We start from the raw sequence: 15,741 nt of genomic DNA, 5'->3' as shown, positions 1-15,741 counted from the left end.
TGACGCCGCTGGAATGACGATCTCCGGCCGGCGCGGGAGTGCCGATGTCGTATCGTTCCGGCCATCACGCCGAATATCCCCAGCACCATCCTCATGATCGCGGGCACGCCCACCACCATCGGCGTGCACCCGTCAGCCATCCGGCGCAGGTCGCGGCCGCATCGCAGGGCGACTACACGCTGGTGCATGCCGGCAAGCAGGTGCGCATCGGCCCCGTGGTGTTCTGGATCGTGGTCGGCACCGTCAGCCTGCTCGGCCTCTGGTCGGCGGCGACCGCGACCTATTTCGCCTTCCGCGACGACGTGCTGACGCGGCTGATCGCGCGCCAGGCCGAGATGCAATACGCCTATGAGGACCGCATCGCCGAGCTGCGCGCCAAGGTCGACCGCGCCACCAGCCGCCAGCTGCTCGACCAGGAACAGTTCGACCAGAAGCTCGACCAGATTCTGAAGCGGCAGACCGCGCTCGAGGGCCGCGCCACCGCGCTGGGTAGCATGCCCGACGTCACCGGCTCGATCCGTCTGCCGGCGCGCGGACCCGCGGCAACCGAGTCGGCGCCGTCCGCGCCAAAACCGTCGCCGATCAGCGACACCGTGATCTTCACCGCGCCGCCGGATCGCGAGGCCCGGCTCGAATCGCGCAGCCCCGTGATGGCGAATGCGCAGCCGAACCCATCGACCAAGCTCGCCGGCGTCGACAGCGTGCTGACGCGGCTGACGCGCTCGCTCGACCAGGTCGAGGCGCGGCAGATCGCGATGCTGTCCTCGGCCGAGGAGACGCTGGAATCGAAGCTGCGGCGGATGCGCGGCGTCATCACCGACCTCGGCCTCGACATGGGTCAGATCGAGGCGGCCGCGCCGAAGGGCGGCATGGGCGGCCCGTTCGTGCCGGTCAAGCTCGGCGCCGAATCTGGTCCGTTCGAGCGTCAGCTCTACCGCATCAGCATCACCCGCGCCCAGGTCGAGAAGATGAACCGCGCGCTGTCGCTGGTACCCTATCGCAAGCCGGTCATCGGCGAGGTCGAGTTCACCTCCGGCTTCGGCGTGCGCTCGGATCCGTTCCTCGGCCGTCCCGCGATGCATACCGGGCTCGACTTCCGTGCTGCCACCGGCGATCCGGTTCGCGTGACCGCGAACGGCAAGGTGGTCAATGCCGGCTGGGCCGGCGGCTATGGCCGCATGGTCGAGGTCGATCACGGCAACGGCCTCTCCACCCGCTACGGCCATCTCTCCGAGATCAACGTCAAGATCGGCCAGCAGGTGAAGATCGGCGACATCATCGGCGAGGTCGGCTCGACCGGCCGCTCGACCGGCCCGCATCTGCACTACGAGACCCGCATCGACGGCGAAGCCGTCGACCCGCAGAAATTCTTGCGCGCGGGGATCAGGTTGAGCGCTGGCTGATCAGCCCGCCACCAGCGCATCCAGAAAGCGCGACAGGTCGTCCCACAGTTCGCCCGGCTCCTCGAGTCCGATGCTGAGCCGCACCAATCCTTCCGCGGCATTCCACGGCCGCACCGTGCGGTCGGCGACCACATCCATCGGCGCGATCAGGCTGTGGGTGCCGCCCCAGGAGGCGCCGATCGCGAACAGGCGGACATGGCCGAGCGCCGGATTAATTCGCGCCGTGAACTCCGGCTTGATCACCAGGCTGAACACCGTGCTCGCGGCCTTGAAGTCGCGCGCGAAGATCTCGTGGCCGGGACAGGACGGCAGCGCCGGATGCAGCACGCGCGCGACCGCCGGCGCGGCCTGCAGGCGCTCGGCGAACTCGCGCGCGACCCGGCCGGAATGCGCCATGCGCACGCCCATCGTCTCGATGCCGCGCAGCGCCAGCGCCGCCTCGTCCGGCGAGACGCCGATGCCGAGCACGCCGAGCACCTCCTTCAGCGCTTTGCGCAGGCCGAGATCCCCAACCGTGATCGAGCCGAGCAGCAGGTCGGAATGACCGCCGACATATTTGGTCAGCGCCTCCACTGCGAAATCGACGCCATGCGCCAGCGGCTTGAACAGCAGCGGGCTCGCCCAGGTGTTGTCGCAACCGGTGAGCACGCCCCGCGCCCGCGCGGCCCGCGCGATCGCCGGCACGTCCTGCACCTCCATCGTGCCCGAGCCCGGCGACTCCAGCCAGACCAGCTTGGTGCTGGCGTCGATGAGATCGGCGATCCCGGCGCCGATCAGCGGATCATAGACGCGATGCGCGATGCCGCGCGAGGCGAGATAATTGGCGCACAGATGCCGCACCGGCGGATAGACGTGATCGGGGATCAGCACGGTGTCGCCGGGCTTGAGCACGGCGAGCATCGTGATCGCGACCGCGGCCTGTCCGGACGGCACCAGCACCGTGCGCTCGCCGCCATGCAGCGCGGTGATCTGCGCTTCCAGCGTCCGTGTCGTCGGCGTGCCGTGCAGGCCATAGGTGTAGCCGTCGAGGCCGCGCGCGGCGCGCCCGGCAAAGTCCTGCGGATCGTCATAGACGATGGTCGAGGCGCGATAGGTGGGAACGGCCAGCGACGTGAAGCCGTCATGCGACACGGCAGGGTGCTGAACGCAGCGGGTGAGATCGTGCATGGACACCTCGTGAGACAATGCGTGCAGCCATCGTAACGCAAATGCGCGAGGTCAGGGGGTCGGTTTCGATAACCGAAACTGGGGAGTGACCGATCCAACTGAGAAGAGGCCCGCCGCTTGGCGAAAGGTCATCTTGGGGCACCGTCATTGCGAGGAGCGAAGCGACGAAGCAATCCAGAGTCGCACTCGCAGCCCTGGATTGCTTCGCTTCGCTCGCAATGACGGCTGATCGACCGCCATAACGGACGCCTATTTCAGCGCCTGTGAGACGCGCCGCAGCGCCTCGTCGAGTTCGGGCAACGCGAGCACGCCAAAGCCGAGACGGAATACCCGCGCCTCGTCGCCAAACCACGATCCCGGACCGACGCGAGTCTCGCGATCGGCCAGCTCGCGATGAAAGCGCGCCACCGCCGCGTCCTCGAACATCTCGCGCCTGAGCCTGATGCAGCACAGCGCGCCCGCATCCGGCCTGATCCATTCGAGCAGGCGGGCATGGGCGGCAACGAAGCCGGCGGTGCGCGCCAGACCCTCGGCAAGATGACGGCGCCGCTCGCCCATGATCCCGTCGAGATTCCGCAGGATCGATCGCGCGATCGCCTCATCGACGACCGAGTTCGATATCGTGGTGTTGAACTTGCCGAGCACGAGCTGTGCGCGCAGCGCCTCGTCCCGCGTGATCACCCATCCGGTGCGGATGCCCGGCGCGCCATGGCATTTCGAGAACGACGCGCAGCTGATGATGCGCCGATCCAGCGCGACGACGCTCGGACGCGGCTCCGCCTCGCCATGCACGGCCTCGCGATAGGTCTCGTCGACCAGCAGGAACGCATCGGGGCAGATCTCGTCCATCGCCGCGAGCACCTCGCGCAGCTCGGCATCGGACAGCGCCACGCCGGACGGATTCTGCGGCGAGGCCAGGCTGACCAGCCGCGTCCGCGCCGTCAGCAACGAGCGCAGGCGGCCGACATCGAGACGATAGCCGTCATCGAAATGCAGCGGCAGGTCGAGAACGCGCAGGCCCACCGACGCAAGCACGTTGCGCGCGTTGGGAAACGCAGGACGTCCGATCACGACCTCCGCGCCGGGCGCGCTGAGAACGAAGGCCGTCAGGAACAGCGCCTGCATGGCGCCGACGGTGGTGATGACGTCGTCAGCGCCGACACCATGTCGCGCGGCGATCAGCTCGCGCAGCTCGGGGTGGCCTTCGGTCGGACCATAGCTCAGCACAACATCCGTCAGCGCGTCGCCGAGCCCGTCCGCGAGCAGGTCGTCAAGCCCAAGATCCGGGCCGATGCTCTCGGCGAGATCGTAGCGGACCGGCTGCGAGGTCAAGCTGATGATGTCGTTGTACGGGAAACGGCTGGGCACGTGCGGCATGGCTGAGCTCCGAGTGATGCGCTCAAGCTACCGCCCGGGGGACTGGGGATGACAGATACAGAGACGCCCGATTGCCACCAGTACAGATTTGCGATTGGATGATCTGTATGGACCAGCGCACCCCGTCTTCGCCGCTCTACGAAGCCCTCGCCGGCCACCTCACGGCGCTGGTCGACGACAACGTCCTGCGTCCGGGCATGCGCGCGCCCTCGGTGCGCGCCTTCGCCGCCCAGCACAGCGTCAGTCTGACCACGGCGGTGCAGGCCTATCGCCTGCTGGAAGATCGCGGCGTGCTCGAAGCCCGGCCGAAATCCGGCTTCTACGTCACGCAGCGGAGCCACCGGCAGCGCGCGCTGCCGACCGCGTCGCAGCCGCCGCAGCGCGCCAACCCGGTGGCCGTCTCCAGTCCCGTCTTCAGCGTGCTCGCCTTTGCCGGCGACCCGACCTATACGCCGCTGGGCTGCGCCCTCCCGAGCGCCGGCCTGCTCGCCGCCGAGCGGCTCGACCGTCATCTCGCCCGCTGCGCCCGCGTCCATGGCCGCCACTACAACATCTACGCCGATCCGCATGGCGATGCCGAGCTGCGCGCGCAGATCTCCGCGCGCGCACTGCGCCTCGGCCACGCCGTGCCGCCCGATGGCGTCCTCATCACCAACGGCTGCACCGAGGCGCTGAACATCGCCTTGAGCGTCACCACCCGGCCGGGCGACGCGGTCGCGATCGAATCCCCGACCTATTTCGGCCTGCTCCAGGTGCTCGAAGCCCGCGGCCTGCGCGCGCTGGAGCTGCCGACCGATCCGACCCGTGGCGTCGACGTCGCCGCGCTCGACAAGGCGCTCGGCGCGCGCCGCGTCGCCGCCTGCCTGCTCGCCTCGAGCTTCAACAATCCGCTGGGCACGCGCACCGACGATGCCAGCAAGGCCGCCATCATCCGCGTGCTCACGCGCCACGGCGTGCCGCTGATCGAGGACGACATCTACGGCGACATCAGCTTCGGCGACGACCGGCCGCGCCCATTCGCCGCGATCGCCCCGAAGGCCGACATCATCCTGTGCAGCTCGTTCTCGAAGACCATCGCGCCGGGCTATCGCATCGGCTGGCTCGCCTCCAACCGCCGCCACGATCAGATCCTTGCCGCGAAGTTCGCGCTGTCGCTGAGCGGCGCGGCCTTGCCGCAGAAGGCGATGGCGGATTTCCTCGGCTCCGGCGGCTACGACGCCCATCTGCGGCGCATCCGCAAGGTGTTCGCCGCCAACATGGACCGCATGCGCCGCACTGTCGACCGCAGCTTCCCCAAGGAGACGCGGATGACCGACCCCAGAGGCGGCTTCGTGCTCTGGCTGGAGCTGCCCGCGGATTTCAATTCCGACGCACTTTATGACCACGCCATCCGCGAACGCATCTGCTTCGTGCCCGGCAGCCTGTTCACGGCGACATCAGATTATCGCAACTGCCTGCGGCTGAGCTGCAGCCACGACTGGGACGCACGCATCGAGCGCAGCGTCGAACGGCTGGGGGAGCTGGCTCATGAGCCGCTCGCCTAGACACCGTTTCCTGAGAGCCGGCAATTGATGGGCGGTGGAAGTCTGGCCGTCTCCACCCTCGCCATGCTCCGCGAAAGCGGAGCATCCAGTATTCCGCGGCAGAAGATGCGAACCGCGACGTCTCGGCGTACTGGATCGTCCGCCTTCGCGGACGATGACAGCGATGGTTCAATCATGGATCTGCGCGAGCGGTCAGTTCAGCCCCGCCTAGCGCTTGGCCGGCAGCACGAACACTTGGCCGGGATAGATCAGATCGGGCCGGCGGATCTGCTCGCGGTTGGCACGGTAGATGACCGCATAGCGCGTGCCCTCGCCGAGCAGGCGCCGGCTGATGTGCCACAGACTGTCGCCGCGCGACACGGTGATCGTCCTGGCGCCACCGCCGCGGGCGGGTGATGCCGCCATGTCCTTGAGGTCGGCCGGCGATGCCGCCGCAAGCTGCGTGCGCGCGCCTGGAGCGCTTGCGCTCGCGGGAGCGGCTGCGCTCCCCTGGCCGGCGGCCGCGGGCAGCGAGGCCGTGGTCAGCGTCTCCGGTACGTTCAAAGGCACTTCCGCGCGGGCCTGAACCGTGCCCGACTTGGCATCCACCTCGTCGAGCCGCAACCGGTCCTTGCTGCCCCAGGCGGCGTCCTTGATGGTCGCCGCGAGACGACCGTCAGCACCGGCAATGGCCGAGCTGACCAGGCGATCGTTGAGATAGAGCCGCACCGTCGCGCCGGGCCGGGCCCGTCCACTGACGCGCAGATTTCCGTTCGGCTCGAAGTCCACGGCCTCTATCGCCACGGCCTGAGGCGTCGCCCCCTCAGGCTTCGACAGCACGCGGGTCGGCTGGTCCGGCGCGATCAACGCGACCGTAGGCGGTTGCTTTCGGGCGTCGACCACGACGGCCACGCTCTGCTTGGATGACACCTCGCGGCCGTCGAGCTGCCGTGACCGCAGGGTCAGGTCGAACGCTCCAGCCGGCAAGGGAGGCGGAACCATGGAGAATTGTCCCGATCGATCGGCAACCGTTTGCGCATGCGGTTCGCCGTTGCGCAGCAGTTCGACGGTCGCGCCGGGCGCGGCCCGGCCTGCGACCACGGTCTCCCCCGAGGGCTCCACGCTGACCACGTCGAACGACGGCTCGTCGCTGTCGAGGGCGGCTGGCGCGACCGGCGCCAACAGCGCTGCCAGACCGCTAGCCTGTTGTCGGGCAGTCGCCAGCGCGGCCGCAGCTTGCTTCGCGCCGCCCGGGTCTGCCGGCTCCTGCTCCACCACCGCGCGGCCCGGAGCCGCTGGGGCAGACGCCGCTCGCGGTGCTGCAGCATCCGTCGGGCTTGCGGCCGACGGCTCACGCTTGAAGATCGAAAGGTCGAGACCGATACCAGGCGCCAGCACGATCGCGGCAGCGCCCGCCGCGAGCGCGGCCACGAAACCGCCTGCCCAAAACACGCCTCGACTGATTCCGGTGCTCATGCGTAGCTCCGTCCTGTTCGCGGCGAACACGGAGACGACGGCTCCGCCAGCAGGATGCTCGGTTCGCCCTTAGCATCATGTTCGCCGAAACGCCATCATTCGGCTGAACGGGCCCATGCTCGGCATGCATCCCCTTTAGCCGAATACCCCCACGCCATTTGCGTCCAAGCGGTTTGGCCGGCGGAGGCGTGAGAGCTACACGGTCTCGCCTCCGCATTTGGCTCATCTCTCTTTGCGCCGCCCGGAGTGTACAAGGTGACCCTGTCGAGGTCGCACCTATGAAACTGGCCAATTCTTTATCGAGGCATGATGCGGGTCTGCCGCGGAACGGACATGGGGATAAGCTGGGCATTTCAGGCTTTCCTGACAGAGAGGGGTTGAGAACATAATAAGAACTTGATATGGAGACGTAAGTACGATTCCTCAAACTAGGCTTGGAAGTGAAAGTAGCTGGCTTATTTGCCGGGGTTGGCGGCTTCGAGCGGGGCTTGGCCGCGGCTGGTCACGAACCAAGTTTGCTTTGCGAGATTTGGGAGCCCGCCAGGGCGGTGCTCGCGACGAAGATGCCGGACGTTCCGCGCCCGAACGACGTTCGTGAGCTGAAGGCGCTTCCTCGAGAGATCGACTTGGTGGTTGGCGGATTTCCTTGCCAGGACCTCAGCCAAGCGGGTCACACTGCCGGGATTGGCGGTGCACGGTCTGGGTTGGTCAGCGAAGTGTTTCGGCTTCTCGATTGTGGGCGCGTTCCCTGGGTCGTATTGGAAAACGTGTCCTTCATGTTGCAGCTAGATAGAGGGAGCGCGATGCGCACTCTGGTCGAGTGCTTCGAAGAACGCGGTTATCGTTGGGCCTATCGTGTCGTAAATTCACTCTCCTTCCTGCCGCAGAGGCGCGAACGCGTGTTATTCGTCGCCACGACGACGGATGTCGATCCGGCAAAGGTCGTTCTGGCAGATGAAGCGGAACCTGGCGTGTTGCCAACCGACCTCGATGCCTACGCCCACGGATTTTACTGGACAGAAGGCATCCGAGGACTCGGATGGGCTCCCGATTCGATCCCCACGTTGAAGAACGGTTCGACGGTTGGTATTGCTTCGCCTCCGGCGATCCTGCTTCCGAGCGGCGACGTGATAACGCCCGACATCAGGGATGCAGAGCGCCTTCAGGGATTTCCGGAGAACTGGACGCGTCCTGCCGAAGACATTGCCCGAGCCTCGATCCGATGGTCGCTAGTTGGAAATGCTGTGAGCGTTCCCGTGGCCAAGTGGCTTGGAAAGCGTCTCAACCGCCCCGGAAATTATGAGATGAAGCGGGATGCAGAAATGCCGGCGAACGGCCGATGGCCGAGGGCAGCACGTTTCGACGGTGATCGTCGGCATGCGGTTCAGATCAATGCGTACCCGAAATGGGAAGAGCGACCAGCTTTGACCGATTTTCTTCGGCATGACGGAAAGCTGTTGTCGGCACGTGCCACGCGAGGCTTTCTTTCGAGAACGGAACGGGCAAAGCTACGTTTTGCCGACGGTTTTCAGGACCGGCTTCGCGGTCATCTACTCCGCATGGAGGCGCGTGAGAACGTGGTTCAGCGAGGCTTTGCAGTCGCTGCGGAATGAAGCGAATACGTCTCACCCCTGAATCTTCTGCCCGGATGGCGCGTATAAGGCAGCGGGGGACCAAGATCGAGACGGAAGTTGCAGTCGTTCTCCGCGAGCTCGGGCACTATTATCGCAAGAACGTAAAGAAGCTTCCCGGAAGCCCGGACTTTGCCAATCGTTCGAGGCGCTGGGCAATCTTCGTCAACGGATGCTACTGGCATCATCATACGAACTGCTCGAAAGCAACGATCCCCAAATCAAATCGCGGTTTTTGGACTGCGAAGTTTCGTGACAACCGGAGGCGAGATGCGCGATCGGTTATCAGTCTTCGCAAGGCAGGGTTTCGTGTGGTCGTCGTGTGGGAGTGTCAGCGGGAACGAATTCGGAACAGACTAGCTAAGGTCCTTGAACCGCGTCGCGTAGATGCCTGAGAGCCGATTGATCATGCTCTCGTAGTGGTAGATGTCGCCTTTTTGAGGCGCTGGGTCTTTTTCCAGTAGTTCGACCGGTCTCCCGTCGTTCGCCATATCAACCACGACGATTGCGATCGCATCGTAGCCTACATCCCCGGCTTTCGAGCGACGCGGAAGCTGCTTAATCTTGCCGATGGCGAGCTCAGCATCTCGTGGCTGTTTGTGGTGGCTCCATTGCGGATCGGAATATCTGTTCTTCTTGTTGAGATCAGGGCTGAGATAGGTCTCTGCAACATTTACCATCGTAAAGGCGACCGCGATTGCCTGATCGCTCGCTCCATGGACCGTGAGGTGAGACGAGTTCAGCTCGTCGTAGAGCCGCGGAAGGGCGCGCTGGTGAGCGGTCATGCAAGCCTTCGCCTCCAGCGCCATCAATACCGAACCAACGGGCGCTCGCGTCAATTCTGGCAACGATTCGAACAATGACTGCTCTTGTGCCGACAATTCGATCTGGCAGTCCTTTGCGTAACTTGCCAAGGTGTGCTTGGTCCTCAGCCCGCCGGGCGTGCAGAGCACGAGGTCGAGATTCTTCTTCCGATCCTGAACGAAGTCCCGCATTTCGTGATTAATACCGAAACACACTGCGCCTTCTTCGACATGTCGTCTCAGGAGCGGTGTCGTTGCCATTAGGTCAAAGATCACGCCCCAACACGCGACCTTGGAGTGGCGATCACTGCGCGAATGATACTGCCAAGCGTTTCCGTAACTATCGGTCAGATTTTCCGACGAGAGCGTTCTGACGAGAATTGCAGGCCCATTCATTATTTGCCTTTCCGCGAAACCACTCTCATACCTGATTCCTCCATCAGGAGCCGCCTGCCAAGAGCAAAGCTGCAAACCAGGGTCTCCGCAACTTGCGGATACGTCCGTGCCCGACACCAATCATGCGCCAAATTCGCGGCTTTCGGCCGATGAGGTGTTCCGGTCGCACAGTCAACCCCAACTTTCCTCTTTCGCTTTTACAGAATTCGTGTATGATCCGGCCATCCCGCCTCGTTGCGAGGGGCGTACGCGTCGTCACGGACGTTGGGGCGGGTTGCGGTGGACGTGGGCTGCGATGCACGACGGGCATGGCCGCTCGCGGACGACGAAGTCGCGTGGTCCTGGCGCCCCGATGCTGGCGCTAAGTTCGTGCCGGTGCCGATAAAGTCACGGCGCGGATGACGGGGGCAAGAAAGCCCGGTCCCCGGGGAGATCGCGTATAAGTTGTTAAAACCATTGCGCAGGGAATGCCGGCTACGGCTTTGCCTGTGGTACCTGCCGCCTGCATTTTTTTCGCAGGCGGGCCATGGGTGAGGCCTTCACCCGGCATTCCCTGCGCCCTCGTTTCGAGGGCTCGCTGCCCGAAGCTCGGACGCTTATGCGTCACGAGGCATTTCGCATGCGGTATCAATTGCTGGTTGTTTGAGGCGGTGCCCAGCTCCCGCCCCACTGCAATGCACAACGCGTAGTCCTACGGTGCCCATCTTTTACGCAACCTTTAACGGATTGGGGCCTCTTGTTAGTTCCAAGGTTGGCATTCCGACACCAAATACGACTGGGCAGCTGGAGTTCATATCCGTGCGCAAGAATCTACCCGTCACGTCCAACGAATACCCGATCACCGACGAGACGCTGATCGTCTCGCGCACCGATCTCAAGGGCAAGCTGACCTATTTCAACGACCAGTTCGTCGACGCCGCGGGCTTTACGCCGGACGAGCTGATGGGCCAGCCGCACAACATCATCCGTCATCCCGACATGCCGGAGGCCGCATTCGCCAACCTCTGGGACACGCTGAAGCAAGGCAAGCCGTGGGCCGGCGCCGTCAAGAACCGCCGCAAGAACGGTGACTTCTACTGGGTGCAGGCGACCGCGTCGGCGATCCGCGAGAATGGCGAGATCACGGGCTACACCTCCATCCGCACCAAGCTGCCGGCCGAGCAGCGCGCCGAGGCCGAGAAGGTCTACGGGCTGCTGAATCAGAACAAGGCGCAGGGCTACGCGATCAGCGCGGGCGTCATCCGCCGCCGCTCGGTGTTCGACCGCCTGTCGCTGTTCACGGGTACGCTCAGGGCGCGCCTGACGACCTTGGCCGCGGTGCTGGGCGTGTTCATGCTGATCATCGGCGCGGCCGGCCTGCTGTCGACCCGCTCCACCAACGTCGCCATGAAGTCGCTGTACGAGGATCGCACGATCCCGCTGGCGCAATTGCTCGAGATCAACGATCGCACCTTGCAGAACATGTCGTCGCAACAGTCCGCGGCGGCGAACGGCAAGGCCGGAAAACCGATCGACGGCATCAGGGCGCTGGTGGACGGAAACAGCGCCAGGATCACCAAGGTGTGGGCCGACTACATGGCGAGCTACCTGACGCCGGAGGAGAAGATCGTCGCCGATGCCTTCGCGATCAGGCGCAAGGCCTATCTGGAGGAAGGCATCAGGCCAGGATTGGCTCTGCTCGAGCAGGGCAAGTTCGACGAGGCGAGCCAGCATATCGCCACCAAGGGGCATGATCTGTTCGAGGCCGCCAAGCACGAGCTCGACAAGCTCGTTCAGATCCAGGTGAAGGAAGGCAAGACGCTCTACGAGGAGGCCGAGAGACAATATCTGGTGGTGCTCGCGATCATTTCGGTGATGATCCTGGCGGGTATCGGAATCGGTGCTACGTTCAGCCTGCAGAGCATCCGCGCGGTGCTGCGGCCGCTCAAGGTGCTCAACGACGCGATGCAGAACATCAGCCAGGGCAAGCTCGACAACCGCATCCCGGTGGAGCGCGACGACGAGCTCGGCGAGGCGCTGCGCAACCTGCAGACCGTGCAGGCGATCGTCCGCTTCAACAGCGAGGAAGTGAAGGCAGTGCAGCACTCGGCCGAGGTCAAGCGCAAGGCCGGAATGAACAAGCTCGCCAGCGAATTCGAAAGCGCGATCGGCGGCATCGTGCAGACGGTATCTTCGGCGTCGTCACAGCTCGAGACGTCCGCCGGCACGCTGACCTCGAACGCGACGCGCTCGCAGGAGCTCGCCACTACCGTGGCCGCCGCGTCCGAGCAGGCCGCGACGAACGTGCAGTCGGTCGCCTCGGCCACCGAGGAACTGACTTCGTCGGTGACCGAGATCAGCCGCCAGGTGCAGGAATCGGCGCGCATCGCCAACGGCGCCGTCGATCAGGCGCGCACCACCAACGACCGCGTCAACGAGCTCTCGAAGGCAGCTGCGAGGATCGGCGACGTGGTCGAGCTGATCAACACCATCGCCGGCCAGACCAACCTGCTGGCGCTGAACGCTACCATCGAGGCGGCGCGCGCCGGCGATGCCGGCCGCGGCTTCGCCGTGGTCGCGTCCGAGGTCAAGGCGCTCGCCGAGCAGACCTCGAAGGCCACCGGTGAGATCGCCCAGCAGATCTCGGGCATCCAGGCGGCGACGCAGGAATCGGTGTCGGCGATCCGGGAGATCAGCACGACGATCGAGCGGCTGTCGGAAATCTCCTCGACCATCGCCGCCGCCGTCGAGCAGCAGGGCGCGGCGACGCAGGAGATCTCGCGCAACATCCAGGAGGCGTCGCGCGGCACCACCGAGGTCAATACCAACATCGTCGACGTCCAGCGCGGCGCCTCGCAGACCGGCTCTGCTTCGGGCAACGTGCTGTCGGCGGCGCAGTCGCTGTCGCAGGAAAGCGACCGGCTGCGGCAGGAGGTCGACCGTTTCCTCGGCAACGTGCGGGCGGCCTGAGCCGCCCCGCGCTCACCGCCCGGTCAGCCGGATCGGGCGGCCCTGACTGATGAAGGCGTAGTGGCCGGCGCCGATGCCGCCGACCATCAGCGCCTCGACGACGGGCTCGGCGATCTCACCGGTCGCGGCCCAGTCGATGACGAAATTGGCGCCCGTGCCGCCGCGGGTGTCCTTGATGGGCACGAAGACCTCGACGGTCGCGAACGGCCTCAAGGCGACGGGCTCGCGCAGATGCGCCTCCACCAGCGTGCCGGCCGTATCGTAATAGTTGATGCGCCGGACGATCAGCGGCCGCTGCTCGGAGGCGTTGTGGATGCTCAGCGTCACCGAGAAATCGGCCTGGACCCGGCCCGGGGTCATCGCGACGCTGGAATAGACGGGGACATAGACGGCGCCCGTGACCGTGACGGGCTCCGCCGGAACTGGCGTCAGCGAGCTCGCGAAAGCGGTGGTCACGTCGTCGGCGGCCTGCGCCGGGCCGGCCGCAGCAGCTGCGATGAGCAGCAGCGCGAATGCGCCGGTCCGGATGTGACAGATTGCGGGTTTCCTTGCGCGGCGGCACGACATAAGTTGCCGCCTCGGGGGTTGCTTCATGCATGAACTGATCGGCGACATCACGCTCTGCATCCTGTTTGCGTGGGTGCTTGGACTGGCAGCGCATAAATGGCGCCAGCCCTCGATTCTCGCTTATCTGGTCGCGGGCTTCGCCATTGGCCCCTTCGGCACCGGCTGGGTCAAGTCCCAGGAGTCGATTTCCGTGATCTCGGAGCTCGGCCTGATCTTCATGCTGTTCATGATCGGGCTCGAGATCGACCTCAAGAAGATCATCCGCGCCGGCCCGGTGATTCTCATCGCGGGCGGCGTCCAGCTGCTCGGCGGCGCCGCGCTCGGCATCCTGTTCTTCGTCGCGATCGGCATGCGGATGGGCGCCGAGAGCTACGACGCACTCTATCTCTGCGTCGCCTGCGCGCTGTCCTCGACCGTCATTATCGTCAAGGTGCTGTACGAGAAGCGCGAGCTCGACACCCTGCCCGGCCGTATCACGCTCGGCGTGCTCGTGCTGCAGGACGTGTTCGCGATCCTGTTCCTGGCGGTGCAGCCGAGCCTCGACGACCTCCATGTCAGCGTGATCCTGCTGTCGTTCGCCCGCGCCGGCACGCTGGTCGCGATCGCCCTGCTCCTCAGCCGCTACGTCTTGCCGCCGGTGTTCCATCGCATCGCGCGTACCCCGGAGCTGATCCTGCTCGGCGCGCTGGCCTGGTGCTTCCTGATCGGCGAGATCGCAGAAAGGCTGCACCTGTCACGCGAGATGGGCTCGCTGGTCGCGGGCGTCTCGCTATCGACCTTCCCCTATGCGCTCGACGTCACCGCCAAGGTCACGACGTTGCGCGATTTCTTCATCACGCTGTTCTTCGTCGCGCTCGGCATGACCATCCCGATCCCGACGATGTCCGTTGTCGGGCTGGCGCTGGTGATCGCGCTGTTCACGGTGGCGAGCCGGCTGCTCACCACGTTCACGCCGCTGTACATGATGCGGCAGGGCCTGCGCGCCAGCCTGCTGCCGGCGCTCAACCTTGCCCAGATCAGCGAATTCTCGCTGGTGGTGATCCAGACCGGAGCCGCCGCCGGTCACCTCAAGAACGGCACGTCGAGCGCGGCGTCCTTTGCCTTCGTGCTGCTCGCGGTGCTCTCGACCTTCGTCATCGTTCGCTCCGATCCGATCGCGCGGCGAAGCATCCCGCTGCTCAAGCGGATCGGTCTGCGCGACCTCGATGCAAGCAAGGACGGCGAGGCCGGCCATGAGGGCGGACACGGCGCCGGACGGCCGATCGTTCTCCTCGGATTCTTCCGCACGGCAAGCGCGCTGCTCAGCGAGATCGAGCGCAACCAGCCGGCGCTGCTGGAGCAGATCGGCGTGGTCGATTTCAATCCGGTGGTGTTTCGCACCCTGTCCGATCGCGGCATCCAGGTGACTTATGGCGACATCAGCAATGTCGACACGCTGGTTCATGCGGGGGTCGGCCAGGCCGAGCTGATCATCCTGAGCATCCCGGATTCGCTGCTCAAGGGCGCCAACAACGAGAAGCTGGTGCGGCACGTCCGCAGCATTAATGCCACGGCCAAGATCGTCGCCACCGCCGACCTGCTCGCGGACGTCAATGATCTCTACGACGCCGGCGCCGACTATGTGACGGTGCCGAGGCTCAGCGATGCGCAGGTTCTGCTCAACCTGATCCAGGACGCCAGCGCCGGGCTGTTGTCGGAGCGCCGCAACGAGGCCGAGGCCATGCTCGCCGATCGCCGCGAGGTGCTGCCATGAGGCCGGCGCGCATCCATCTTCCACAGAATCTCCGATCCCGCTGGACTTGAAGCATGGCAAACACGAACGTTCACGTCGTCGATCACCCGCTGGTCCAGCACAAGCTCTCGCTGATGCGCGAGCGTGACCGCTCGACCAAGGGCTTCCGTGAGCTGTTGAACGAGATCGGCATGCTGCTGGCCTACGAGGTCACGCGCGACCTGCCGCTCGAGCTGGTCGACATCGAAACGCCGATCGCGCCGATGAAGGCGCCGAAGATCGCCGGCAAGAAGCTGACGCTTGCGCCGATCCTGCGCGCCGGCGTCGGCTTCCTCGACGGCATGCTGGCGCTGATGCCGTCCGCGCGCATCGCCCATATCGGCCTGTACCGTGACCCGAAGACGCTGCAGGCCGTCGAGTACTATTTCAAGGCGCCGCAGGACCTGACCGACCGCACCGTGATCCTGATGGACCCGATGCTTGCGACCGGCAATTCGGCCTGCGCGGCGGCCGAGCTGCTGAAGGCGCGCGGCGCCCGCGACATCCGCTTCGTCTGCCTGCTGGCGGCACCTGAGGGCATCGCGCAATTCGAGAAGGAGCATCCGGACATTCCGATCTGGACCGCCGCGATCGACGAGAAGCTGAACGACCACGCCTACATCGTGCCCGGTCTCGGCGATGCTGGCGATCGGATGTTCGGCACGAAGTGATCGTGCG

At 65.3% G+C, this 15,741-nt stretch carries 12 protein-coding genes; 7 read left to right on the top strand and 5 right to left on the bottom strand.

The window, feature by feature from the left end; genetic code table 11:
* The first annotated feature begins 44 nt into the window (after positions 1-44).
* On the top strand, positions 45-1,403 hold the full coding sequence (locus tag QX070_RS14945) for a peptidoglycan DD-metalloendopeptidase family protein (RefSeq protein ID WP_315737795.1): 1,359 nt from the start codon (positions 45-47) through the stop codon (positions 1,401-1,403).
* Here QX070_RS14945 and QX070_RS14940 read toward each other — a convergent pair whose 3' ends face one another.
* The gene (locus QX070_RS14940; protein WP_315737794.1) at positions 1,404-2,570 is read right to left on the bottom strand and encodes a trans-sulfuration enzyme family protein; all 1,167 of its coding nucleotides are present in this window, start codon (positions 2,568-2,570) and stop codon (positions 1,404-1,406) included.
* Between the two features lie 249 nt (positions 2,571-2,819).
* Positions 2,820-3,947, bottom strand: coding sequence for a pyridoxal phosphate-dependent aminotransferase (locus QX070_RS14935; protein WP_315737793.1), 1,128 nt, complete (start codon positions 3,945-3,947; stop codon positions 2,820-2,822).
* A 107-nt stretch (positions 3,948-4,054) separates the two neighbouring features.
* On the opposite strand from QX070_RS14935, the gene QX070_RS14930 reads away from it, so the two are divergent.
* Positions 4,055-5,491 carry a PLP-dependent aminotransferase family protein gene (locus tag QX070_RS14930; protein ID WP_315737792.1) on the top strand — a complete coding sequence of 479 codons (1,437 nt, stop codon included), beginning with the start codon at positions 4,055-4,057 and terminating at the stop codon, positions 5,489-5,491.
* Positions 5,492-5,698: 207 nt separating this feature from the next.
* Here the strand turns inward: QX070_RS14930 and QX070_RS14925 are convergent, their stop codons facing one another.
* Positions 5,699-6,946 (bottom strand): LysM peptidoglycan-binding domain-containing protein, encoded by a 1,248-nt coding sequence (locus QX070_RS14925; RefSeq protein WP_315737791.1) that lies wholly within the window; start codon positions 6,944-6,946, stop codon positions 5,699-5,701.
* A gap of 440 nt (positions 6,947-7,386) precedes the next feature.
* Here QX070_RS14925 and QX070_RS14920 point away from each other — a divergent pair, with 440 nt between their 5' ends.
* Both QX070_RS14920 and QX070_RS14915 read left to right on the top strand, forming a co-directional pair.
* The gene (locus QX070_RS14920) at positions 7,387-8,559 is read left to right on the top strand and encodes a DNA (cytosine-5-)-methyltransferase (RefSeq protein WP_315738310.1); all 1,173 of its coding nucleotides are present in this window, start codon (positions 7,387-7,389) and stop codon (positions 8,557-8,559) included.
* Entirely contained in the window at positions 8,556-8,972 is a 417-nt protein-coding gene (locus QX070_RS14915; protein ID WP_315737790.1) for a very short patch repair endonuclease, read from the top strand. Before QX070_RS14920 ends, QX070_RS14915 begins: the two co-directional genes overlap by 4 nt.
* Here QX070_RS14915 and QX070_RS14910 read toward each other — a convergent pair.
* Positions 8,934-9,776: a hypothetical protein gene (locus QX070_RS14910; RefSeq protein WP_315737789.1), complete on the bottom strand. Its 843-nt coding sequence runs from the start codon at positions 9,774-9,776 to the stop codon at positions 8,934-8,936. The genes QX070_RS14915 and QX070_RS14910 overlap by 39 nt on opposite strands.
* A 798-nt stretch (positions 9,777-10,574) precedes the next feature.
* Here QX070_RS14910 and QX070_RS14905 point away from each other — a divergent pair.
* Entirely contained in the window at positions 10,575-12,725 is a 2,151-nt protein-coding gene (locus tag QX070_RS14905; protein WP_315737788.1) for a methyl-accepting chemotaxis protein, read from the top strand.
* A 12-nt stretch (positions 12,726-12,737) separates the two neighbouring features.
* On the opposite strand, the gene QX070_RS14900 is transcribed toward QX070_RS14905, so the two are convergent.
* Positions 12,738-13,292 carry a DUF3124 domain-containing protein gene (locus tag QX070_RS14900; protein WP_315737787.1) on the bottom strand — a complete coding sequence of 185 codons (555 nt, stop codon included), beginning with the start codon at positions 13,290-13,292 and terminating at the stop codon, positions 12,738-12,740.
* Positions 13,293-13,317: 25 nt separating this feature from the next.
* Between QX070_RS14900 and QX070_RS14895 the strand changes: the two genes are divergently transcribed.
* Complete coding sequence (locus QX070_RS14895) at positions 13,318-15,045, top strand: cation:proton antiporter (RefSeq protein ID WP_315737786.1); 1,728 nt, start codon at positions 13,318-13,320, stop codon at positions 15,043-15,045.
* A 53-nt stretch (positions 15,046-15,098) separates the two neighbouring features.
* Positions 15,099-15,734: a uracil phosphoribosyltransferase gene (gene upp / locus QX070_RS14890; RefSeq protein ID WP_315737785.1), complete on the top strand. Its 636-nt coding sequence runs from the start codon at positions 15,099-15,101 to the stop codon at positions 15,732-15,734.
* Positions 15,735-15,741: the final 7 nt, after the last annotated feature.

Origin of the sequence: Bradyrhizobium sp. SZCCHNR1093, assembly GCF_032381175.1 — a bacterium.
Taxonomy (GTDB): Bacteria; Pseudomonadota; Alphaproteobacteria; order Rhizobiales; family Xanthobacteraceae; genus Bradyrhizobium.
This window is presented reverse-complemented; position numbering and strand designations above follow the sequence as displayed.